19 protein-coding genes are annotated in these 23,465 nt (G+C 65.3%); 9 read left to right on the top strand and 10 right to left on the bottom strand.

All coding sequences use genetic code 11. From position 1 onward, the window contains the following. Nucleotides 1-191 precede the first annotated feature (191 nt). Entirely contained in the window at nt 192-1,772 is a 1,581-nt protein-coding gene (locus FPZ54_RS15470; protein ID WP_145848669.1) for a lysine--tRNA ligase, read from the top strand. A 40-nt stretch (nt 1,773-1,812) separates the two neighbouring features. On the opposite strand, the gene FPZ54_RS15465 is transcribed toward FPZ54_RS15470, so the two are convergent. Beyond that, nucleotides 1,813-3,285, bottom strand: a complete 1,473-nt coding sequence (locus FPZ54_RS15465) for a DUF389 domain-containing protein (protein ID WP_145848668.1) — start codon at nt 3,283-3,285, stop codon at nt 1,813-1,815. A 90-nt stretch (nt 3,286-3,375) separates the two neighbouring features. Between FPZ54_RS15465 and nhaA the strand changes: the two genes are divergently transcribed. Then, entirely contained in the window at nt 3,376-4,629 is a 1,254-nt protein-coding gene (nhaA, locus tag FPZ54_RS15460) for a Na+/H+ antiporter NhaA (protein WP_145848666.1), read from the top strand. Then, nucleotides 4,629-5,633, top strand: coding sequence for a histone deacetylase family protein (locus tag FPZ54_RS15455; protein WP_145848664.1), 1,005 nt, complete (start codon nt 4,629-4,631; stop codon nt 5,631-5,633). Before nhaA ends, FPZ54_RS15455 begins: the two co-directional genes overlap by 1 nt. Before the next feature lie 163 nt (nt 5,634-5,796). Here the strand turns inward: FPZ54_RS15455 and FPZ54_RS15450 are convergent, their stop codons facing one another. From FPZ54_RS15450 to sucC, 4 genes are all read right to left on the bottom strand, one after another. Beyond that, complete coding sequence (locus FPZ54_RS15450) at nt 5,797-6,333, bottom strand: hypothetical protein (RefSeq protein WP_145848662.1); 537 nt, start codon at nt 6,331-6,333, stop codon at nt 5,797-5,799. A 109-nt stretch (nt 6,334-6,442) separates the two neighbouring features. Continuing rightward, nucleotides 6,443-7,369: an electron transfer flavoprotein subunit alpha/FixB family protein gene (locus tag FPZ54_RS15445; protein ID WP_145848660.1), complete on the bottom strand. Its 927-nt coding sequence runs from the start codon at nt 7,367-7,369 to the stop codon at nt 6,443-6,445. A gap of 112 nt (nt 7,370-7,481) precedes the next feature. Continuing rightward, entirely contained in the window at nt 7,482-8,231 is a 750-nt protein-coding gene (locus FPZ54_RS15440) for an electron transfer flavoprotein subunit beta/FixA family protein (protein WP_145848658.1), read from the bottom strand. A gap of 188 nt (nt 8,232-8,419) precedes the next feature. Continuing rightward, nucleotides 8,420-9,619: an ADP-forming succinate--CoA ligase subunit beta gene (sucC, locus tag FPZ54_RS15435; protein ID WP_145848656.1), complete on the bottom strand. Its 1,200-nt coding sequence runs from the start codon at nt 9,617-9,619 to the stop codon at nt 8,420-8,422. Between the two features lie 252 nt (nt 9,620-9,871). On the opposite strand from sucC, the gene FPZ54_RS15430 reads away from it, so the two are divergent. Beyond that, on the top strand, nt 9,872-10,375 hold the full coding sequence (locus FPZ54_RS15430) for a sterol desaturase family protein (protein ID WP_145848655.1): 504 nt from the start codon (nt 9,872-9,874) through the stop codon (nt 10,373-10,375). A gap of 47 nt (nt 10,376-10,422) precedes the next feature. Further along, a complete protein-coding gene (locus FPZ54_RS15425) occupies nt 10,423-11,118 on the top strand; it encodes a sulfite exporter TauE/SafE family protein (RefSeq protein WP_422396575.1) in 696 nt (231 codons plus the stop codon). A gap of 300 nt (nt 11,119-11,418) precedes the next feature. Here FPZ54_RS15425 and FPZ54_RS15415 read toward each other — a convergent pair whose 3' ends face one another. Next, a complete protein-coding gene (locus FPZ54_RS15415) occupies nt 11,419-12,354 on the bottom strand; it encodes a ribose-phosphate pyrophosphokinase (RefSeq protein WP_145848651.1) in 936 nt (311 codons plus the stop codon). A 405-nt stretch (nt 12,355-12,759) separates the two neighbouring features. Here FPZ54_RS15415 and FPZ54_RS15410 point away from each other — a divergent pair, with 405 nt between their 5' ends. From FPZ54_RS15410 to FPZ54_RS15400, 3 genes are all read left to right on the top strand, one after another. After that, nucleotides 12,760-14,049 (top strand): 3-methyl-2-oxobutanoate dehydrogenase (2-methylpropanoyl-transferring) subunit alpha, encoded by a 1,290-nt coding sequence (locus FPZ54_RS15410; protein ID WP_145848649.1) that lies wholly within the window; start codon nt 12,760-12,762, stop codon nt 14,047-14,049. Between the two features lie 175 nt (nt 14,050-14,224). Next, nucleotides 14,225-15,229 (top strand): alpha-ketoacid dehydrogenase subunit beta, encoded by a 1,005-nt coding sequence (locus tag FPZ54_RS15405; RefSeq protein ID WP_145849922.1) that lies wholly within the window; start codon nt 14,225-14,227, stop codon nt 15,227-15,229. A 5-nt stretch (nt 15,230-15,234) separates the two neighbouring features. After that, a complete protein-coding gene (locus FPZ54_RS15400) occupies nt 15,235-16,560 on the top strand; it encodes a dihydrolipoamide acetyltransferase family protein (RefSeq protein ID WP_145848647.1) in 1,326 nt (441 codons plus the stop codon). A 194-nt stretch (nt 16,561-16,754) separates the two neighbouring features. Here FPZ54_RS15400 and FPZ54_RS15395 read toward each other — a convergent pair whose 3' ends face one another. Together FPZ54_RS15395 and FPZ54_RS15390 are read right to left on the bottom strand one after the other, a co-directional pair. After that, a complete protein-coding gene (locus FPZ54_RS15395; RefSeq protein ID WP_145848645.1) occupies nt 16,755-18,035 on the bottom strand; it encodes a spinster family MFS transporter in 1,281 nt (426 codons plus the stop codon). Between the two features lie 88 nt (nt 18,036-18,123). Further along, nucleotides 18,124-20,352 (bottom strand): TonB-dependent receptor, encoded by a 2,229-nt coding sequence (locus FPZ54_RS15390; RefSeq protein WP_145848644.1) that lies wholly within the window; start codon nt 20,350-20,352, stop codon nt 18,124-18,126. A 107-nt stretch (nt 20,353-20,459) separates the two neighbouring features. On the opposite strand from FPZ54_RS15390, the gene FPZ54_RS15385 reads away from it, so the two are divergent. Further along, nucleotides 20,460-21,128 carry a TetR/AcrR family transcriptional regulator gene (locus tag FPZ54_RS15385; protein ID WP_145848641.1) on the top strand — a complete coding sequence of 223 codons (669 nt, stop codon included), beginning with the start codon at nt 20,460-20,462 and terminating at the stop codon, nt 21,126-21,128. A gap of 123 nt (nt 21,129-21,251) precedes the next feature. Here the strand turns inward: FPZ54_RS15385 and aguB are convergent, their stop codons facing one another. Both aguB and FPZ54_RS15375 read right to left on the bottom strand, forming a co-directional pair. After that, entirely contained in the window at nt 21,252-22,106 is an 855-nt protein-coding gene (gene aguB / locus FPZ54_RS15380; RefSeq protein WP_145848639.1) for an N-carbamoylputrescine amidase, read from the bottom strand. 389 nt (nt 22,107-22,495) lie between these two features. Next, the gene (locus FPZ54_RS15375) at nt 22,496-23,464 is read right to left on the bottom strand and encodes an agmatine deiminase family protein (RefSeq protein WP_145848637.1); all 969 of its coding nucleotides are present in this window, start codon (nt 23,462-23,464) and stop codon (nt 22,496-22,498) included. Nucleotide 23,465 lies beyond the last annotated feature (1 nt).

The raw sequence follows: 23,465 nt of genomic DNA, 5'->3' as shown, positions 1-23,465 counted from the left end.
ATGACGGAGGGGCGGCCGCGCAGACGGCCGTGGGCAGCTCGGCAAAATTCCGCCCTCTGCGGGGCGGCCCCTCCACCACCGCCTGCGGCGGCGGTCCCCCTCCCCCAGCAAGCTGGGGGAGGAATGGGTGGGTTGCAAATCTTGTCGCCATCGCGCACCCGCAGGCTTTGCCTCCAGATAGACTGACACCGATGACCGACACCGCTTTCCGCGACGCCGCCCTCACCTCCAAGGCCTGGCCCTATGAAGAGGCCCGCAAGCTGCTCAAGCGCTATCCGGAGGGGAAACCGGGCGGGAAGCCGGTGCTGTTCGAAACCGGATATGGTCCCTCGGGCCTGCCGCATATCGGCACGTTCAACGAGGTGCTGCGCACGACGATGGTCCGTCATGCGTTCGAGACGTTGTCGGACACGCCGACCCGGCTGATCGCGTTTAGCGACGATATGGACGGACTGCGCAAGGTGCCGGACAATGTGCCGAACAAGGGGATGCTGGCCGCGCATCTCGGCAAGCCGCTGACGCAGGTGCCCGATCCGTTCGGACAGTATGAGAGCTTTGCGCATCACAACAATGCCAAGCTGCGCGAATTTCTCGACCGGTTCGGCTTCGATTACGAGTTCGCCTCCTCCACCGATTATTATACCGACGGGACGTTCGACGACGCGCTCAGGGGCGTGCTGCGCCACTATCAGGGCATCATGGACGTGATGCTGCCGACGCTGCGCGCCGAGCGCCAGGCGACCTATTCGCCGGTGCTTCCGATCAGCCCGAAGAGCGGCATCGTCCTTCAGGTCCCGATCGAGGTGCTGGACGCCGAAACGGGGATGATCGCCTTTACCGATAGCGATGGCGAGCGGATCGAGCAGTCGATCCTGCGCGGCAAGGCCAAGCTGCAATGGAAGGTCGACTGGGCGATGCGCTGGGTGGCGCTCGGCGTCGACTATGAAATGGCAGGCAAGGATCTGATCGATTCGGTGATCCAGTCGAGCAAGATCGCACGCGTGCTGGGCGGGCGTCCGCCCGAGGGCTTCAATTACGAGATGTTCCTCGACGAAAAGGGCGAGAAGATCTCCAAGTCCAAGGGCAATGGGCTGAGCCTGGATCAATGGCTGACCTATGGCACCGACGAGAGCCTCGCCTTCTACATCTATCGCGAGCCCAAAAAGGCCAAGGCGCTGCACATGGGGGTGATCCCGCGCGCGATCGACGATTACTGGCAATTCCGCGCCAATTATGCGGGCCAGCCGGTCGAACAGAAGCTGGGCAACCCGGTCCACCATATCCATAATGGCGATGTGCCGGAGGAAAGCCTGCCGGTGACGTTCGGCCTGTTGCTGAACCTGGTCGGGGTGATGGGCGAGGCGAGCAAGGAACAGGTGTGGGGCTATCTCGCCAATTATGTTCCCGATGCGTCTCCTGAGAAGCATCCGGCGCTCGACGCGCTGATCGGCTATGCGCTGGCCTATGGCCGCGACTTCATCGCACCGACATTGAAGCGTCGTGCGCCCGAAGGCGTGGAGGTGGCGGCGTTGGAGGATCTCGACCGGCTGCTTGCGGCGATGCCCCGCGACGCTGCCGCCGACGCGATCCAGGACGCGGTCTATGAAGTCGGCAAGGCGCGGTTCGGCAAGGAGGCGCTGCGCGACTGGTTCAAGGCGCTGTACGAGACGCTGCTGGGATCAAGCCAGGGACCGCGCATGGGCAGCTTCATTGCGCTCTATGGGATCGCCAATTCGCGCAAGCTGATCGGCGAAGCGCTGGCAAAGGTTTGAGGCGCAACCCGCCCCCGCCTAGGGGAGGAATTGGGAGCCGTTACTCCGTCGCTTCGGGCGCCAGCCAGCGGAGCCGGGCGGCGCCATTGCCGTTGCCGGTGACGCGCGCGTCCACCCCGGCGTCACTCAGCGCATCGACCACGACCTCTGCATCGGCGCCCGATACGCCGATTGGCAGCTTGATCCGGCGCGCGGCCCAGATCGCGGTGGCGAGCGCATCGGCATCGGGCTTGTCCTCGACCACCGCAATATCGGGCAGCGCGGTAGCGGGCGGGACCAGCGTGACGCTCCAGCCCTGCACCCCGGTCGCGACCCGCGCCTCCAGCGCGCGATAGGCGGCGAGATTGGCACCGGGCAGCGGCGCGGCGTTGACCACCGCGCGGCGATTGTCGCGGTCGAGCAGCACCGCATCCGGCTTGACCCCCGCGATCAACGCAAGCTGTTCCTGCGCGCGTAAAGCGACGCGGTTGGCCGCCGATGCGCTGGATGCCTGCGCCGCCGCGACCTGCGCCGCTTCGGCCTGCGCGCCGGTGCCGACGCGAATCTGTTCCAGCTCGATCGCGACCTTGCGACCGATCAGCTGGGTCAGCGTCGCGGCGGCCCGCCGGTCGACATCGGTGCGCACCCGCGGGGTCAGCACCGTGGCGCTCACCCGGATCGGATCGCGCTGATAATCGATATCGACCTGGCTGAGGCGCGCCGCGCCTTCGAACTCGGCGCCGATGACCTCACGGATCTGGCGTGAGGCATTGGCTTCCCAGCCGAGCTGAACCAGCACCAAGCCCAGCGGGATTGCAAAGGCCGACAGCGTCACGGTGACCACGATCGTCTGGAGCATCGTATGCTGGGGCGAGAGGTGCGAGCCGAAGCCATAAAGCCGCGCGACGACTGCGGCGGCGACCGCGATGGTGATGAGGTTGGTCAGGAACAGCAGCAGCGAGCCGGCGAACACCGTCCAGTTCCAGGTCGCGAGACCGAAGCCCACCACCGCGATCGGCGGCATCAATGCGGTGGCGATGGCGACGCCGACGACGGTGCCCGCCCGGCCGCGGATCATCGCATAGGCACCCGCCAGCGCGGAGAAGAGCGCGACCAGCAGGTCGAACAGATTGGGCCGGGTGCGCGCGGCGATCTCTGCCGTCACATTCTGGATCGGCGAGACCAGCACCAGCAGCGCAGTGAACAGCACCGCGATCACCACGCCGAGCGCGAGCGAGATGCAGGCGGTGCGAATCTCGTCCCAGTCGAAGGTGGCGAGTCCGAAGCCGAGGCCGATGATCGGCCCCATCAGCGGCGAGATCAGCATCGCGCCGATCACGACTGCAGGCGAGGACAGCAACAGGCCGAGCACCGCGATGCCCGCCGACATCAGCGTCATGAACGCATAGCGGCCGGTGAATCCGGCTTCGTCGCGGACCTTTTCGACGACCTCGACATGATCGACCGACGCGATCACCCGCGCCCTCCACCAGGCGACGACCGGATTGTCGGGCTTCAACAAGGTGATGCTCATCGGCGGGGCTGTAAGGGGTTTGCCCCGGCGCCGCCAGCGGTTAGGCAGGGGGCGAGCCACGTACATCAGGGCTGGAAATCAGGGGACGTCATGGCAGCCAAGAACGATCGAGTCGCACGCTCTGCACTGCGCGATTTCCTGCAGAGCGAAGCTGCGGGCGGCATCATCCTGATGGCGGCAGCGGCACTGGCGATGATCGTCGCCAATCTGCCCGGCCTGTCCGAGGGATATTTCCACTTCCTGCACGCCGATACCGGCCCGGTGATCAGCCCCAAATACGGGTCGATGACCGTGCATTTGTGGATCAACGATGCGCTGATGGCGATTTTCTTCCTGTTCGTGGGGCTCGAGATCAAGCGCGAGTTCGTCGACGGGCGGCTGGCGACATGGGAGCATCGCCGCCTGCCGATCGTCGCCGCGGCAGCGGGGATGGTGGGTCCCGCGCTGGTCTATCTGTTCATCGCGGGCTGGAGCGGGCCGCTGGTCAATGGCTGGGCGATCCCTGCGGCGACCGACATCGCGTTCGCGATCGGCGTGCTGGCGCTGCTCGGAAGCCGGGCGCCCGCCTCGCTCAAACTGTTCCTGACCACCGTCGCGATCGTCGATGATATGGGCGCGGTGGCGATCATCGCCATTGCCTATACCGCGGAACTGTCGACGCTGTACCTGGCGCTGGGCGCGCTGTTAATGGCGACGATGTATGTGCTGAACCGCAGCGGGGTGAAAAAGCTGACCCCCTATCTGCTGCTTGGCGCGGCTTTGTGGTATTTTGTGTTCATGTCGGGCGTCCATGCGACGATCGCGGGCGTGCTGACCGCGATGATGGTGCCGATCACCGCGAGCCCGGGTGTGCGCGACGATGCCGAATCGCCGCTGCACCGGCTGGAGCACGCGCTCGCGCCCTGGGTCGCCTATCTGATCGTCCCGGTGTTCGGCTTTGCCAATGCAGGCGTCAGCCTGGCGGGCATGTCGCCTGCGATCCTGCTCGAGCCGCTACCGCTCGGCATCGCGGCGGGCCTGTTCATCGGCAAGCAGGTCGGCATCTTCGGAAGCGTGTGGGCGGCGGCGAAGACCGGCTTTGCCTCGCCGCCGGGCGGCGCGACCTGGCTGCAACTCTATGGCGTCGCGATGCTGTGTGGAATCGGCTTTACGATGAGCCTGTTCATCGGCGGGCTCGCCTTCCCGGGCAATGAATTGCTGGTGGACGAGGTGAAGATCGGCGTGCTGACCGGATCGATATTGTCGGCGGTGGTCGGCTTCCTCATCCTGCGGTTCTCTCCCCGGTGGAACGACGGTCGGCGCGGCGATGCCGATTGCGATGCCAGCGTGACGCAGGCAGTCTGATGCGCTGCTTTCACGATCCGGGGCAGCTCGCCCATGCGCCCGCTACGGAGCTGCATAATGGCGAATTCGTCCCCTATGCCGAAAAGCCCGGTCGCGCTGCCGGGATCGCCGCAACATTGGGCAGCACCGAACTGCCGCAGGATCGCGGCGAGGCGCCGATCCGCGCCGTGCATGACGCTGACTATATCGAGTTCCTCAAGACCGCGCCCGCGCGTTGGGCAGAGGCGGGGCGGCCGGGCGATGTCATCGGCTATATCTGGCCGACGGTGCGCAAGCGCGCACTGAAGCTCGACCGCATCGACGCGCTGGCGGGGCAGTACAGCATCGACGCATCGACCCCGCTGACCGCGCAGACATGGGACGCCGCCTATCGCAGCGTGCAGAGCGCGCTGGGGGCGACGCACGCGGTATTGGAAGGCGAGCGCGCGGCATTCGCGCTGTCGCGGCCGCCGGGGCATCATGCGGGCGCGGATTATCTGGGCGGATATTGCTACCTCAACCATGTCGCGGTCGCGGCGCAGGCGGCGCGCGATGCGGGGGTAGAGCGGGTCGCGATCCTCGATATCGACTATCATCACGGCAACGGGACGCAGGATATCTTTTGGGAGCGCGGGGACGTGTTCTTCGCCTCGATCCATGCCGATCCGGCGACCGATTTCCCCTTTTACTGGGGCCATGCGGATGAGCGGGGCGAGGGCGCCGGCGAAGGCGCGACGCTCAACCTGCCTCTGCCGCGCGGGACCGGGATCGATGCCTTCCGGAGGGCGCAGGAACAGGCGCTGGCGGCAATTGAGGGGTTCGGGGCGGAGCTGTTGCTGGTGAGCTTTGGCGCGGACACCTATGTCGGCGATCCGATCTCGCAATTCGCGCTGGAGACCGCCGACTATGCGGTGCTGGGCGCCGACCTCTCCGCAGCTGGCCTGCCGACGGCGATCGTGATGGAAGGCGGCTATGCGGTCGACGCGCTTGGGGCAAATGTCGCGAGCTTTTTGAGCGGGTTCTGAGGCGCGAGAATTTTTTCGCGGCGGGTGGAACCAATCGCGTCCGGCGGACGTTGTTACCTAGCTTGATCGAGAGAAAGAGCATTTAGACGACCCGAACCCATGTGGAACGGATCGTCCAGGGAGCCCCGCCGCGAAAGCGACGGGGCTTACTTGTTTGTGGTGTTCAGCCGCCGAGCTTCAGATCGGTGAACAGGAATTCCCCGCCCGAGCAGATGATTGATGCGTCCACTTTTCCGGATGCCGGCACGGTGACGGGCGCGCTATATCGACCCAGCGTCGCAGTCCCGCCACCGGCACCGAGCGTCAGCGCGATCGGATAGGTTTGTCCTTTCACGAACGCGCCAACCTCGCCGAGGATCTTGGGGGGGTCTTCGACCCCGTTGCGCGTGACTTCGAGCGTTCCGATGACGGTCGTCTGCTTGCCCGAAGGCAGCACAACGATGCCAAGGCGCGCGCGCCAACTGCCATCCTCCGGCTCGAACTGCACCACGCCGAGCGTGAGGTATTTTTTGACCGCGAAAGTCTCGCGTAGCGAGATGTTGCCCGTCACCCGATAATCGGGGCCGCTCTGGACCGCCTTGAGCACCGAGAAATGTTCGGCCTGCGTGTCGCAGTCATATTCCAGCGTTTGCGCGGTAGCTGTCCCGAGGCCCGAGAGGGTGAGCGCGGCAACCGCGCAGAGCGTCTTCACGAGTTTCATAACCCCCCTTCCAAACAGATGCTTCGTGTTTAGCGACGCGCCCGGTCCACGCAAAAGAAAAGGGCGGCGCACCGAAGATGCGTCGCCCTTTTCTCCGGTTCGAATTTGCTCAGAGTTTCTCGGTCAGCTCCGGGACGACCTTGAACAGGTCGCCGACCAGGCCGAGGTCCGCGACCTGGAAGATCGGGGCGTCTTCGTCCTTGTTGATCGCGATGATCGTCTTGCTGTCCTTCATGCCAGCCAGATGCTGGATCGCGCCGGAGATGCCGATGGCGACATAGACTTCCGGGGCGACGATCTTGCCGGTTTGGCCGACCTGATAGTCGTTGGGGACATAGCCCGCATCGACCGCCGCGCGGCTGGCGCCGACTGCGGCGCCGAGCTTGTCGGCGAGCGGTTCGATGATGCTGTGGAAATTCTCACCGCTCTGCAGCGCGCGGCCGCCCGAGACGATCACCTTCGCGCTCGTCAGTTCGGGACGCTCGCTCTTGGCGATTTCCGCGCCGACGAAGCGCGACAGGCCCTTGTCACCCATGCCGGAGACGGTTTCGACGCTGGCGCTGCCCCCTTCGGTCGCTGCCTTGTCGAAGGCCGTTCCGCGGATCGTCAGCACCTTCTTCGCATCCGACGAGGTGACCGTCGCGATCGCGTTGCCTGCGTAGATCGGGCGCGTGAACTGGTCGCCCTCGATCGAGAGAACCTCGCTGAGCTGCATCACGTCGAGCAGGGCAGCGACGCGCGGTGCGATATTCTTGCCGGTGGTGGTGGCGGGCGCGACGAAGGCGTCATAGTCGCTCATCAGATCGACGATCAGCGGCGCGACATTTTCGGCCAGCGCGTGGCCATAGGCCGCATCATCGGCGAGCAGCACCTTCGACACGCCGGCGATCTTCGCGGCGGCGTCGGCAGCACCCTGTGCGCCCTGCCCCGCGACCAAAGCGACCACGTCGCCCAGCTTGCCCGCGGCGGTGACCGCGGCGAGCGTCGCGTCCTTCACCGACGCATTGTCGTGTTCGACCCAGACCAGAACGGTCATCTCATGTTCCTCTCAATCCGTTTGGGCTGACCCCGGGTCAGATCCGGGACTCGCCCTATCCTTGATGGCACGCATCGCCCTTCGACACGCTCAGGGCAAACGGAGGTTGGCCCTATTTTGCAACGCCCATCGCCTTGAGCTTCATCACCAGCTCATCCACATCCGCGACCTTGACGCCCGCGGTGCGCTTGGCCGGCTCAGCGACCTTCACCACGGTGAGGCGGGGGGTAACATCGACGCCGTAATCCGCCGGAGTCTTCTGCGCGAGCGGCTTGCTCTTTGCCTTCATGATGTTGGGCAGCGAGGCGTAGCGCGGCTCGTTGAGGCGAAGATCGGTGGTGACGATCGCCGGGATGTTGAGCTTGACCGTCTCGAGACCGCCATCGACTTCGCGGGTGACCTCGACGCTGTCGCCCGACACCTCGACCTTTGACGCGAAGGTGCCCTGGCCCCAGCCGAGCAGTGCGCCGAGCATCTGGCCGGTCTGGTTGTTGTCGTCGTCGATCGCCTGCTTGCCGAGGATGACCAGGCCGGGCTGCTCCTCCTCAGCGACCTTGGCGAGCAATTTCGCGACGCCGAGCGGCTCGACGCGGTCCTCGCTGACGATCAGGATCGCACGATCCGCGCCCATCGCCAGCGCGGTGCGCAGCGTTTCCTGCGCCTTTTGCTCGCCGATCGAGACGACGATAATCTCGGTCGCCACGCCCTTTTCCTTGAGGCGAATCGCTTCCTCGACCGCGATCTCGTCGAAGGGGTTCATGCTCATCTTGACGTTGGCGAGATCCACGCCCGTCCCGTCCGCCTTCACGCGGGGCTTTACGTTATAGTCAAGCACACGCTTGACCGGCACCAGCACTTTCATCGCGTCCTCCGCTCCAATCGCGTCGTTTTAAAGGTTCGAGTCTGTCGTTCCCTAGTAGGGTTCTGGCCGTTTTCGCAAGTCCGGTATGGAATCGACCGATTGCCGTAGCGTCACCCGCGCAAACGAAAAGGGGTCCGGCACGCGAACCGCGCCGGACCCCCCTTCAATGGGCGTTCAGGTGGCCGCGATCAAGCAGCCGCCTTGACCTCCGCCACGATCTTCTTCGCCGCATCGCCCAGATCGTTCGCGGGAACGATCGGGAGGCCGGAATTGGCGAGGATGTCCTTGCCCTGCTGGACATTGGTGCCTTCGAGGCGAACGACCAGCGGGACCGACAGGTTCACTTCCTTCGCCGCGGCGACAATGCCTTCGGCGATAATGTCGCACTTCATGATCCCGCCGAAGATGTTGACGAGGATGCCTTTCACCGCCGGATCGGCGAGAATGATCTTGAACGCGGCGGTGACCTTTTCCTTGTTCGCGCCGCCGCCGACGTCGAGGAAGTTGGCCGGGAACATGCCGTTGAGCTTGATGATGTCCATCGTCGCCATGGCGAGGCCCGCGCCGTTGACCATGCAGCCGATATCGCCGTCGAGCTTGATGTAGGCGAGGTCGTATTTCGACGCCTCGAGCTCCATCGGATCCTCTTCGGTGGTGTCGCGCAGTTCCATCAGATCCTTGTGGCGGAACATGGCGTTGCCGTCGAAGCCGACCTTGGCGTCGAGGACGAGCAGATTGCCCTGCTCGGTCAGCGCGAGCGGGTTGATCTCGATCTGCTCGGCATCGGTGGCGAGGAACGCGGCGTAGAGCGAGGCTGCTACCTTCGCTGCCTGTTTCGCCTGGTCGCCGGTCAGACCGAGCGCGGCAGCAACGGTGCGACCGTGATGCGGCATGAAGCCGGTCGCCGGATCGACCGAGAAGCTGCGGATCTTTTCAGGCGTCGAATGCGCGACCTCCTCAATGTCCATGCCGCCTTCGGTCGAGACGACGAAGGCGACGCGGCTGGTGGCGCGATCGACGAGGAGCGCGAGGTAGAATTCCTTGGCGATGTCGGCGCCGTCGGTGACATAGAGGCGGTTGACCTGCTTGCCCGCTTCGCCGGTCTGGATCGTCACCAGCGTGTTGCCGAGCATGTCCCTGGCGTGCGACTCGACTTCATCGAGGCTGAAGGCGAGGCGGACGCCGCCCTTGGCTTCGGGGGCCAGTTCCTTGAACTTGCCCTTGCCGCGGCCGCCGGCATGGATCTGCGACTTCACGACATAGAGCGGTCCGGGGAGCTTCTTGGCGGCTTCGACCGCTTCCTCGACGGTGAAGGCGGCGTGGCCGGCCGCGATCGGCGCGCCGTACTTCGCCAGCAGTTCCTTGGCCTGATATTCGTGAATGTTCATGAGGCAGCCCTTCGCGTTCGCAGCAAATCGGCGCCGCTTAAGCACAGGGGCGCGGCGGAATCAAATCCGGAAAAACTGGAAGTGCGACGCAGTTGCAATAATGGCATTGGATCGGCGCGGGGTCGGGTATTGCGAACCTGTCACCGGGCGGCTTGGCCTAGCGCCTCTCGCAAGCGACGGATGCAGCGAGTCGCCGCAATCGGGGAAATCACCTGGCTCGCAACGGACATGGCGCCGCGCTATATCAGCCGCATGAATCCCGCGCTTGGCATCCTGCTCTTCTTCGTCACCATCATTCTGATGGAGGGGTTCGCCTATGTCGCGCACCGCTGGGTGATGCACGGGCCGGGCTGGTTCCTGCACAAGAGCCACCACTCGCCGCGGACCGGGAACTGGGAGCTGAACGACCTGTATGCGGTGATCTTTGCCGTGCCGTCGTTCGTGTTGCTGCTGGGCGGGGTGCATCTGGGGTGGTGGCAGGGATATGCGTGGATCGGCGCGGGGATCGCCGCCTATGGTGCGATCTATTTCGGATTCCACGACGTGATCGTGCACAAGCGGCTCGACACCCGCTACATCCCCAAGTCGAATTACATGAAGCGGATCATCCAGGCGCACCGGCTGCACCATGTGGTCGAGACCAAGCAGGGCACGGTCAGCTTCGGCTTTCTGTGGGCGCCCGCACCCGAGACGCTCAAGGCGCAGCTCAAGGCGCGCGGCAACGCCGGAATACGCGAGCCGGTTGGCCGGTTCTGATCGTCGATCCGCTCTTTTACGCGCTGGCGGTGCCGGCGGTCGTCCTGATGGGGCTGGGCAAGGGTGGCTTTGCCGGGGCCGGGTCACTCTCGCTGCCGATGGTCGCCTTTGCCACCGACCCGGTCCAGGCCGCCGCGATCCTGCTGCCGATCCTGATCGTGCAGGACGCAGTGAGCGTCTGGGCGTTCCGCCGCAGCATCGACTGGTATGTGATGGGCTGGACGCTGGCGGGGGCGATCGTCGGCATCGCCATCGGCTATCTCTTCGCGGCGAGCGTGTCGCCGGACATGGTGCTGGCAATGGTCGGGGCGATCTCGATCCTGTTCGGCGCCTATCAGCTGCGGCGCGACCGGCTGGGCGCGACCACGGCATCCGATTCGCCCGGCTGGGTAGGGTCGCTGTTCGGGGTCGCGTCGGGCTTCACCAGCCAGATCGCCCATGCCGGCGCGCCCCCCTGGCAGCTATGGGTAATGCCGCGCCGGCTTGCGCCCGCCTATCTGGTCGGGACGACCGCAGTCTATTTCGCAGCGGTGAACTGGATCAAGGTGCCCGCATATCTCGCGCTGGGGCAGTTCACGCGGGCGAATCTGACGACTGCGGCGGCGTTGATGCCGGTGGCGATCGCCTCGACCTTTGCCGGGGTATGGCTGGTACGGCGGGTTTCGCCGGAGCGATTCTATACCGCGATCTACTGGCTGATGATCGGGGTGGGCGTGGTGCTGGTGGGGAAAGCGTTGGGCTGACGCGCCCTACGGCTTCACGTCGAGGTGTTCACGGGTCGCCAGGACGTCCTTGAGATCGGTATAGGCGCGGCGCCAGGCGGGATCGGTCTTGAACAGGATCATATGACTTGCGCTCGCCCGCTCCTCCTCCAGGAGGTCGCTAGATTCGGGGCTGTCCTCGCACCATCGCAGTCGCTTGAGCCGGGCCAGAAGCGCGCCGGTCGGCATGGATTCCAGGTCGGCGCGCGCCACAAGCGGCAAGGCGCGCCGAAGACCATGCCCCTTTTTCATCGCACGGGCAGACGCGGCTTCACGCGACCCTCAATCGAACAGGCTCGACACCGAGCTTTCGTCCGCGATGCGGCGGATTGCTTCGGCGATCAGCGGGGCGATGGTGAGGTGGCGGATGCGCTCGGCCTGGCCGACCACGGCGTGGTTGCCGATCGTGTCGGTAATGACCAGCTCACGCAGCGCCGAGCCGTCGACCCGCGCGACCGCGCCGCCCGACAGCACGCCATGGGTGCAATAGGCGACGACATCCTCGGCGCCGGCTTCCTTGAGCGCGGCGGCCGCGTTGCACAGCGTGCCGGCCGAATCGACGATGTCGTCGATCAGGACGCAGAAGCGGCCCTCGACCTCGCCGATGATGTTCATCACTTCCGATTCGCCGGCCTTTTCACGGCGCTTGTCGACGATCGCGAGCGGCGCGTTGTCGAGGCGTTTGGCGAGCGCACGGGCGCGGACCACGCCACCGACATCGGGCGACACGACCATCAGATTCTTGTCGGAAAAGCGCGCCTTGATATCCTCGCTCATCACCGGGGCGGCGAAGAGATTGTCGGTGGGAATGTCGAAAAAGCCCTGGATCTGCCCGGCGTGGAGATCGACCGACAGGACGCGGTTGGCGCCCGCAGTGGTGATCAGATTGGCGACCAGCTTGGCCGAGATCGGGGTGCGCGGGCCGGGTTTGCGATCCTGGCGAGCATAGCCGAAATAGGGGAGGACGGCGGTGATCCGCTTGGCCGATGCGCGGCGCAGCGCATCGATCATGATCAGCAATTCCATCAGGTTGTCGTTGGCCGGATAGGCGGTCGACTGGAGCACGAACACATCCTCGCCCCGGACATTTTCGAGAATCTCGACGAAGATTTCCTCGTCGGCGAAGCGCCGGACATTGGCCTGGGTCAGCGGAATCTCGAGATAGGAGGCGATCGCCTGAGCGAGCGGCAGGTTCGAGTTGCCAGCCATCAGTTTCATATGCGCGCCGCTCCCCAGCGAGTGTCATGGAATTGTCTCCCCCTTAGGGGCCGGACCCATAGTCGGCAATGGTCGGGACGGAGCGAAAATTGGCGCATGGGTAGGAGCGAGGAGGGAGCGATGGCTATCCCTCGTGACCGCAGAGCGACGCCCTCCATGCGCCAATTTTCGCCCGCCGCTTCGCGGTTGCCGACTATGGGTCCGGCCCCTTGTGTGGATCGCTCGCGAAAAGAGGGCGTTTGGTTTAGAGTGCGCGCTGGCAGCCCGACGCGCGGGAACGGCCTATTTCAGGACAGTGATGCTGTCCCATCTCGACTCGCGCGTTGAAACAATATAATCAGGCGCTGAAATACTATTCCGCACGCCGCCAGGCGATGTGGAGGCCCTTTAGACGCTGGAGAGAGCATGACGGCGGACGCCCTGCGCCCCAATCTTCCCCCGCTCAGCCTGCATGTGCCGGAGCCGCGCTTCCGGCCCGGCGATGCGGTCGATTTCGCGAGCGTAGAGGTGCCCCCCGCCGGCGCCCAACCCCGCCCCGACACCGCCGCCGATCCGGCGAGCTTCCATGACCTTGCCTATACGCTGGTTCGCGTGCTCGACGATGAGGGGCGCGCGGTCGGCCCGTGGGATCCGCGACTCGACCCCGACACGTTGCGTGCGATGCTGCGCGACATGGCGCTCGTTCGCGCATTCGACGAGCGGATGTTCCGCGCGCAGCGGCAGGGCAAGACCAGCTTCTACATGAAGTGCACCGGCGAAGAGGCGGTGGCGATCGCCGCCACCCATGCGCTGAGCCGCGACGATATGTGCTTCCCGAGCTATCGCCAGCAGGGCATCCTGATCGCGCGCGATTACAGCCTGGTTCAGATGATGAACCAGATCTATTCGAACAGCGGCGACAATCTGCAGGGCAAGCAGCTGCCGATCATGTATTCGTCCAAGGAGGACGGTTTCTTCTCGATCTCAGGCAACCTCGCCACGCAATATCCGCAGGCGGTGGGCTGGGCGATGGCAAGCGCGGCCAAGGGCGATACGCGTATCGCGGCGGTGTGGTGCGGCGAGGGATCGACGGCCGAAGGCGACTTCCACTCGGCGATGACCTTCGCGACAGTGTACAAGGCGCCGGTCATCCTCAACGTCGTCAACAACCAATGGGCGATTTCGAGCTTTTCGGGCTTTGCCGGGGCCGAGGCGACGACCTTTGCCGCGCGGGCGATCGGATATGGCATGGCCGGGCTGCGCATCGACGGCAATGACGCGCTGGCGGTCTATGCGGCGACGCAATGGGCGGCGGAGCGCGCGCGGACCAATCAGGGCCCGACGCTGATCGAGCATTTCACCTATCGCGCCGAGGGCCATTCGACCTCCGACGATCCAGGCCAATATCGCAGCGCGGGCGAGCCGGGCGCGTGGCCGCTGGGCGACCCGATCGCGCGGCTCAAGGCGCATCTGATCGCGATCGGCGAGTGGGACGAGGAGCGCCACGCCGCACAGGACCGCGAGGTCGCCGAACGGGTCAAGGCGGCGCAGAAGGAAGCCGAGAAGAACGGCATCCTGGGCCATGGCCTGCACCAGCCACTCGACACGCTGTTCGACGGGGTGTTCGAGGAGATGCCCTGGCATCTGCGCGAGCAGCGCCAGCAGATGCTGGACGAGGAAGAGGCAAGCGGCCGTCCATGGGCGAGGAAATCGTGATGCCCTATCATTCTTTGATCGTCACCCCCGCGAAAGCGGGGGCCCATCTCCGCGCCGCGCGGCAGGGTGGACAGTGCGGGAGGTGGGTCCCCGCTTTCGCGGGGATGACGGAGGTTTTGCCGTGAACGAAGTCGTAGAAACCTCTCAGACCGGCGAAGCGGGCGAGACCGTCCGCATGAACATGATCCAGGCGATCAACTCCGCGATGGCGGTGATGATGGAACGCGATCCGAACGTGATCGTGATGGGCGAGGATGTCGGCTATTTTGGCGGCGTGTTCCGCGCGACCGCGGGGCTGCAGGAGAAGTTCGGCAAGACTCGCGTGTTCGACACGCCGATCACCGAATGCGGCATCATCGGCGTGGCGATCGGCATGGGCGCCTACGGCCTGCGCCCGGTGCCGGAGATCCAGTTCGCCGACTATATCTATCCCGCGCTCGACCAGCTGGTGAGCGAGGCGGCGCGGTTGCGCTATCGCTCGGCCGGGCAGTTCACCGCGCCGCTGACCGTACGCTCGCCGTTCGGCGGCGGCATTTTCGGCGGACAGACGCACAGCCAGAGCCCCGAGGGCATCTTCACCCATGTGTCGGGCGTGAAGACGGTGATCCCGTCGACGCCATACGACGCCAAGGGGCTGTTGATCGCGTCGATCGAGGACAATGATCCCGTCATCTTCTTCGAGCCCAAGCGCATCTATAACGGCCCGTTCAACGGCCATTGGGACCGCCCGGCGGAGAACTGGTCGAAGCATCCCGCTGGCGCTGTGCCCGAGGGTTATTACCGGATCGAGCTGGGCAAGGCGGCGATCGTGCGGCCGGGCAATGCGCTGACGATCCTGGCCTATGGCACGATGGTGCATGTCGCCAAGGCCACGGTCGAGGACATGGCGATCGATGCCGAGATCATCGATCTGCGCACGCTGGTTCCGCTCGACATCGAGACGATCGAGGAGTCGGTCAAGAAGACCGGACGGTGCATGGTGGTGCATGAGGCGACGCGGACCGGCGGGTTCGGCGCGGAACTGTCGGCGTTGGTGCAGGAGCGGTGCTTCTATCACCTCGAGGCGCCGATCGAGCGCGTCACCGGGTTCGACACGCCTTATCCCCATTCGCTCGAATGGGCCTATTTCCCCGGGCCGGTCCGCATCGGACAGGCACTCAAGAAACTCCTGAAGGACTGATCGGCATGGCGCGCTTTACGTTTCGTCTTCCGGATATTGGCGAAGGCATTGCCGAAGCCGAGATCGTCGCTTGGCACGTCAAGGTCGGCGACCGGATCGAGGAGGATCAGCAAGTCGCCGATATGATGACCGACAAGGCGACCGTCGAAATGGAATCGCCGGTGTCGGGCGTGGTGGTCGAGCTGGCCGGCGAGGTCGGCGATCAGGTGGCGATCGGCGCGTCGCTGATGGTGGTGGAGACCGAGGACGCGGTTGCCGAGGAGGCTCCGGCTGCGGTAGCAGATGCGCCGGTTGCTGAGGACGTCGAGGAGCAGGTCGAGGCGGAGACGCCGGGGGTTCCGGAGGTGGTCGATGAAAAGCCCTCTCCCCTTGAGGGGAGAGGGTTGGGAGAGGGGGACTCTCCTGAAGCGCCGCCGCCTGTGGATATGCCCCTCTCCCCGACCCTCTCCCCTGAAGGGGAGAGGGAGAGCAGGCACGTCCTCGCCTCCCCCGCCGTGCGCGCGCGCGCCAAAGATCTGGGCGTCGACTTGGCCGATGTGAAGCATGACGGGCAGCATATCCGCCATTCCGATCTCGACGCCTATCTGCGCTATGGCAGTGGGCAGGGCTATCACGCCCCGCACGCCAGCCGCGCGCGGGAGGACGAGGCGGTCAAGGTCATCGGGATGCGTCGCCGCATCGCCGAGAATATGGCGGCGGCGAAGCGCGCGATCCCGCATTTCACCTATGTCGACGAGATCGACGTCACCGCGCTGGAGGCGATGCGCGCCGACCTCAACGCCAATCGCGGAACGCGGCCCAAGCTGACGATGCTGCCGTTCCTGATCGTCGCGATCTGCCGCACCCTGCCCGACTTCCCGATGCTCAATGCGCGCTATGACGATGAGGGCGGCGTGGTGACGCGCCATGGCCGCGTCCACATGGGTATGGCGACGCAGACCGATTCGGGCCTGACCGTCCCCGTGATCCGCGACGCGCAGGACATGAATGTGTGGCAGCTGGCGAGCGAGATCGGTCGCCTCGCCGAGGCGGCGCGCACCGGCAAGATCAAGTCGGAAGAACTGCAGGGCGGGACGATCACGATTACGTCGCTTGGACCTTTGGGCGGCATCGCGACGACGCCGGTGATCAACCGGCCCGAGGTGGCGATCATCGGCCCGAACAAGATTGTCGAGCGCCCGATCTTCGTCGGCGACGACATCGTCCGCGCCAAGCTGATGAACCTGTCGATCAGCTGCGACCACCGCGTCGTCGATGGCTGGGACGCGGCGAGCTATGTCCAGGCGCTGCGCAAGCTGCTCGAGACGCCGGTCTTGTTGTTCGCGGATTGAATATGATTCCTCCCCCGCCAGGGGGAGTGAAGCGTCGAACCCCAAATCTGGACCACCCCAACCCGTCTGCCCTGAGCTTGTCGAAGGGTAAGCCCTGGTCATTGTCGAAGGCTGCCTCCCGTCATCACCGAGCGCATGAGTGGTGCTTCGACAAGCTCAGCACAAACGGGTCAAATCAAGCGCAGCCTGGTCAATCACTCCACCCAGTCCTTGCGCAGCGTGCGGACGGCGAAGAGCATCAGCACCGCCGCGATCAGGTAGAAGGACAGCGCCGTTACCGCGGAATAGCGCAGCGCTTCGTTGCCATAGCTTGCGGTCATCGCGTCCGACATCGCGCCCATCACCCACGATCCTGCGCCCAAGCCGATCAGGTTGTTGATCAGCAGGAAGCTCGCGCTCGCGGTGGCGCGCATATGCGGCGGGACGAGATTCTGGACCGCGGTCGTCACCGGGCCGAGCCAGAGGATGTTCAGCCCATTCGGGATCAGGAACAGGAACCAGGCGAGTACCACATTGTTCGTCAGGAAACCGCCGGCGAACAAGGGCACGCAGATCAGCCACGCAAAGGCCGGCAGCTTGGCATAGACGCCGCGATCGCCGCCGCCGAGCCGGTCCGCCAGAACCCCGCCCATGAACACGCCGATCGTGCCGCCCACCAGCAGGATCGACCCGAAGAAATAGCTGGTCGTGGCGAGATCGAAGCCGAAGCTGCGCACGAAGAAGGTCGGTGCCCAGAAAGCGAGGCCATAGCCGCACATCGAACTGAACCCTGCGCCGATCGCCATCAGCCAGAAACTGGGCTTTTTCGCGAGGATGGCGAACACCCGGCCGAGCGGAACGCGCTGATGCTCTGCGCTGACCGCCGGACGCGGCGGCTCCTTGACGACCATCCGAAAGAAGGGCGCAATGATCACCCCGGCCAGCCCGACGACGATGAACGCCATGCGCCAATCGACGCTCGCCGCGATCCATGCGCCCAGCAACGTGCCCGAAGCGAGGCCGATCGGGATGCCGAGCGAATAGATGGCGAGCGCGCGGGCGCGCTGATGCGGGGGGAAATAATCGGCAATGATCGCATAGGACGGCGCAACGCCCCCTGCCTCGCCGACGCCGACGCCGATGCGATAGAGAAACAGGGTCCAGAAACTGTTGGCGAGGCCGCAAAGCGCGGTGAAACCGCTCCACACGGTGAGCGAAATCGTCACGACCCAGGTGCGGCTCGTCCGGTCGGCCAGCAGCGCGAGCGGAACGCCGAGTGTGGAATAGAGAAAGGCAAAGGCGATGCCGCCAAGCGCGCCGAGCTGGGTATCGGTGAGCCCCAGATCCGCCTTGATCGGCACCGCAAGGATGCCGAGGATCTGCCGGTCGAGAAAGTTGAAGGTATAGACCAGCAGCAGCATCGCCAGAACGGCGGCGCGATAGCCCGGCGTGCCATGGCCCTGCACAGTCGGTGCCGCCCCGTTGGTGGCGCTCATCCGTACCCTCCCCTTCAAAAAAATGGGCCGGACGCCCCCTTTCGACGCCCGGCCCGGTCAGTCTGGCAAACTCAAAGCCCGAAAGCGATCAGAACTTGATCTCGAACGTCCCCGTGACGGTGCGCGGCGGGCCGTAATAGCCGATCACCGAATTGCCGAGCAGCGCGCCCGGGAAATTGTAGCCGCCGACGCGATAGCGCGCGTCGGTCAGGTTGCGCGCGGCAACGCCGACCCGGTAGCGGCCATCGCCCGAGGTCCAGTTGAGCGCGGCGTCGACCAGCGCATACCCGTCCTGGTCGAGCGCCGGGGTCGCCAGTTCGAACATCTGCGTATCGCTGCGGAACGAGATTGCGGGGGTGAAGGCGAGAACCCCGCCCGCGACGTCGTTCGACCAGGTGAAGGACGCGTTGGCGGTCCATTCGGGCGTATTCTGGAACGCCCGCTGGTCCGACACGTCGACGGGCGTGGTACCGCCGCCGATGAACGTCAGGAACTCCTTATAGTCGGCATGGGTGTAGCCGACCACGACGCTTGCCTGGAAGTGACGTGAGGGCACCATCCGCGTCTCGAGCTCGAAGCCGTAGATCTCGCCCTTGCCCGCATTGTCGACGAAGCTGGCGATACCGCTGGGCAGCGCCGGAACCTGGATGGTGACCTGCTGATCCTTATAGTCCGAATAGAAGCCGGCGAGGTTCACGAACAATTTGCGATCGAGGAAGGCGCCCTTCATGCCGATCTCATAGCTGTCGATCGTTTCGGGGTTGTAGCCATTGACCGTAGTCGGGGTCAGCACGACGTCGCCGCGCATGTCGAACCCGCCCGATTTGAAGCCCTTTCCATAGCTCGCATAGAGGTTGAGGTCCGAATGCGGCTGGTAGCTGAGGCTCAGGCGGGGGGTCAGCTTTTCGAAATCGCGGCTGTTGGTATAGTCCGAGCGGATCAGGCCGGGAACCGCGGTCGCGTTGCCGAACCACGGGCTGCGGATGCCGGTGAAGTTCTGACGATAGACACTGCCGGTCTTTTCGTCGCGCGTGTAGCGCAGCCCTGCCGAAATCTTGAACTGGTCGGTCAGGTCGAAGCTGAAATCGCCGAATGCGGCGTAGCTCTTGGTGAAGACCTCGCCCGCGGTCAGCGTGGTGGTGTTGAGCAGGCCCACGACGGTATCGAACGCGCCGCTTGCGCGGCCGTTGAGGTAGTAGACGCCAAACACGCCCTGAATGCGGTCGCCTTCATAGAGCAGCTGCAGTTCCTGGGTGAACTGGCGATCGGAATATTCCGCCGGGATGTCGAGCGTCGGCTGGATGGTGTTGTCGAAATCGATCAGCGTATCGGTGCTGCCGTCGCGCCAGGCGGTGATCGTCTTGAACGTCAGCATGTCGGACAGGCCGATCTCACCCGTGATCGACAGGCCGCGCGTCTCGACGCGGTTGTCGTCGCCGATTCCGGCACGCGTGTCATAGACGCTGTCGGTCGGCGCGTAGATGGGGTCGGCGCCGTTGGGGAGCAGGCGCGTGCCGTGACGCGGGTTCGACCGGTCGAGCGTGCGGTCGCCAGCGACGCGGACGAAGATGTTGTCGGTCGGGGTGAACTCCGCCGAAACGCGCGCGGCGAGCACGTCCTTGTCGTAATGCTCGGCGCCGGTGGTGAGGTTAGTGCCGTAGCCGTCGCGCCAATATTGCGCGACCGCAGCGCCGAGCGAGAGCGTGTCGCCCAGCGGCACGACCACCTGCCCGACCAGATCGATCTGGTTATAGGAGCCATAGGAGCCGCGGAACGATGCCTTGTAATCATTGCCCAGACGCCGGGTGACGTATTTGACGGCGCCGCCGATGGTGTTGCGGCCATAGAGCGTTCCCTGCGGCCCGCGCAGCACCTCGACCCGCTCGACATCGAAAATGTCGAGCACTGCGCCCTGGGGCCGTGCGACATAGACATCGTCGATATAGAGGGCGACGCCGGGTTCGAAGCCCCAGAGCGGGTCCTGCTGACCGACGCCGCGGCTGAAGGCGATCAGCGTCGAGTTGGAACCGCGCGCGATCTGGAGCGTGAGGTTCGGGGTCTTGTCCTGAAGCGCGGTGATGTCCGCCGCGCCGCTGGCGACGAGCGAATCGCCGGTAACGACCGACATCGAGATCGGCACGTCGATCAGGCTTTCCTCGCGGCGGCGGGCGGTGACGACGATTTCACCCTCGGTCGCTTCTTCGACGGCGGCCGCCTCGACGGGCGCATCCTGTGCGAGCGCAGGGGTGGCGGCGAGCGCGCCCAGCGCGGCGCCGGTAACGAGAATCGAGCGGACAGATGGACTCAGGCGGTGCATGGTTTCCTCCCCAGATATGGCCGGGCGCACCCCGGCTTGTAAGACGTTGCAGATGCCTATAGTGAAACCTGAACCGGGTTTCAACTTCCGGATGAGGGAGGGGATGAATGACGCAAAAACGTGGCTCTGATGCCACACTCGCCCCAGTTCATTCGGGCGCTCTTCATTCGGGTGAAGGGGCCGCGAGCGAAGGCAAGGAACCGCGCACCGCACGCGGTCGCCGTACGCTGCGCGCGATCCTCGACGCGGCAGCAGCGGAGTTTGGCGAGAAGGGCTTTCACGAGGGATCGGTGAGCGGAATCACCCGGCGCGCGGGCGTGGCACTGGGCAGCTTCTACACCTATTTCGATTCGAAGGACGCGGTGTTCCGCGCGCTGGTCCGCGACATGAGCGACCAGGTGCGCGAACATGTCGCCCCCGCAATCCGCGCCGCGCCGGAACAGATCGCCGCCGAGCGCGCGGGGCTCGAGCAGTTCATCGGCTTCGTGCGCAAGCACAAGGAAATCTACCGAATCATCGACGAGGCCGAATTCGTCGATCCCGAGAGCTTCCGCCTCCACTATCAGACCACCGCCGAGCGGATCGAGAAGCGGCTCAAGGCGGCCGCCGAGCGCGGCGAGGTGCGCAGCGACGTGTCCGATGTCCACGCCTGGGCGATCATGGGGATGAACGTGTTCCTGGGCCTGCGCTACGGCGTGTGGAGCGAGGACGCCGAGGCCAGTGCGGTCGCGGATACGGTTGCGGAGATGCTGGCGCGAGGATTGAGCGCGAAATAGCGGGCGCTTAAGTTTACGGCACCGGCCCGCTCCCCCACCCGGCCACCCACCTTAGGGCATCTTCGATGGGGGGCCGGGTGTGGGAGCGGCCGGTGCCGCGATTCAGCGCAGCTGAACCCGACTCTAAACGTCCTCGACCATTCGCTTGTACAGTTCGGGCCGGCGGTCGCGGAAGAAGCCCATGCCGGCGCGGTGCTTGCGCGCGCGGTCCAGGTCGAGCGTGGCGGTGAGGACGCCGGTTTCCTCTGCGCCGAATTCGGCGAGGATGTCGCCCCATTCGTCGCAGATGAAGCTGTGGCCATAGAAACGCTGGTCGCCCTCGGTCCCGATGCGGTTCGACGCGATGACGGGGACGACGTTGGACACGGCATGGCCGATCATCGCGCGGCGCCACATGCGGCTGGTGTCGAGATCGGCATCATAGGGTTCCGACCCGATCGCGGTCGGGTAGAACAGCAATTGCGCGCCCATCAGCATCATCGTGCGCGCGGTTTCGGGATACCATTGGTCCCAGCAGATGCCGACGCCGAGCGCCGCGTCGGCGGCCGGGCCGTCCCACACCTTGAAGCCGGTATTGCCGGGGCGGAAATAATATTTCTCTTCATAGCCGGGCCCGTCGGGAATGTGGCTCTTGCGATAGACCCCCGCAACCTGGCCGTCGGGGCCGATCATCGCGAGGCTGTTGTAGAAATGCGGCCCGTCCGCCTCGAAGAAGCTGGTCGGGATGTGAATCTGAAGCTCCGCCGCGAGCGCCTGCATCGCGGTGACGGCGGGGTGGCTGGCGAGCGGCCTGGCGGTCGCGAACAGCGCCTCATCCTCGACCCGGCAGAAATATTCGCCTTCGAACAATTCGGGGGGGAGGACGACCTGTGCGCCCTTCCCCGCCGCCTCGCGCACGAGATCGGTGACGTTGGCGATGTTCTGCGCCGTGTCGGTGGTGAAGGCGAGCTGGAGTGCGGCGACGGTGATCTGGGTCATGCGGGGGTATTTAGGGGGTGGGGTTCCCTTCGTCACCCCGGACTTGTTCCGGGGTCCACGGGGCAGCGGGCGTAGCGGCTTGTTGGTGAGCGCTGCGCTGGCGGCGGGGTAGACCCCGGCACGGGGGCCGGTGTGACGATTGTTGTTAGATGGTGCGCTTTTCGTAAGCCCCCTCCCCTTCACCGGAGGGGTTGGGGTGGGGCCTATCCTCTGGGCGATGGTCTCGGTGAGACTGAAACGCCCCACCCCCATCCACTCCCCTGAAGGGGAGGGGCTAGGATTGTGAAGCGGCGCTTGGCGCTTCGTGGGCGGGGCGGGTTGTTTCTGTCAGTGCGAGAAAGGAGAAGACCCTCCCAACCCCTCGCGCAAGCGGGAGGGGCCAGGGGGCGTCACTTCGGAATCTGCTGCGAGATGCAGTGGAAGCTGCCGCCGCCGGTCAGGATATGGTCCGCGCGCAACCCCACCGCCTCGCGACCGGGGAAGAGCGCGCCGATCGTTTCCACCGCCTTGCGGTCATTAGGCTGGCCGTAGACCGGGACGACCACGGCGGCGTTGCCGATGTAGAAGTTCATGTAGCTTGCCGGCACCACCTCGTCGCCATGGATGACGCGGCCGGGCGAGGGAATGGGCACCACTTCGACCCCGAACGCTTCGGCGCGGCGTCTGGCGTCGGCATAGACCAGCCAGTTGGGGTCGTTTTCCTCCGGCACCGGGATCGCCAGCCGATTTTCTCCGACGAAGCGGGCGAGGTTGTCGACATGGCCGTCGGTGTGGTCGTGCGCGAGGCCGTTGCCGAGCCACAGGACGCGATCGAAGCCGAGATCCGCGCGCAGCCGCCGCTCTGCCTCACCCTGCGACAGGCCGGGATTGCGGTTGCGGTTGAGCAGGCATTGTTCGGTCGTGACGACCAGGCCGGTGCCGTCCCAGTCGATCGATCCGCCCTCGAGAATCCAGTCATGCTCGACCGTATCCATCCGCTTCTTTGCGGCGAGGCGGCGGCCGATATCCGCGTCGCCGTCATATTCGTACTTCCCGCCCCAGCCGTTGAAGCCGAAGGCGTGGCCGAGCCCCGTGTCGTCGACGATCACCCCGGTGTCGCGCAGCCAGATATCGCCGAACGGGGCGACCACCACCTTGGCCGTATCGCCGACCAGCAGCGCCGCCGCGCCGGCCGCTTCGTCATCGGCGGCGACCAGCAGCACCGGTTCGCCCGCGCCATCGGCATGGACAGCGCGCGCGAACGCCGCCACCTCGGCACGCGCGGCGCCGAGCGAGTCCCACAATTCGGGATGGCTGGGAAAGCCGATCCAGACTGCCTTGTGCGGCGCCCATTCGGGGGGGAGGTGCGGGGTGGTCACG

The organism is Sphingomonas suaedae (genome assembly GCF_007833215.1).
GTDB lineage: Bacteria > Pseudomonadota > Alphaproteobacteria > Sphingomonadales > Sphingomonadaceae > Sphingomonas > Sphingomonas suaedae.
This window is presented reverse-complemented; position numbering and strand designations above follow the sequence as displayed.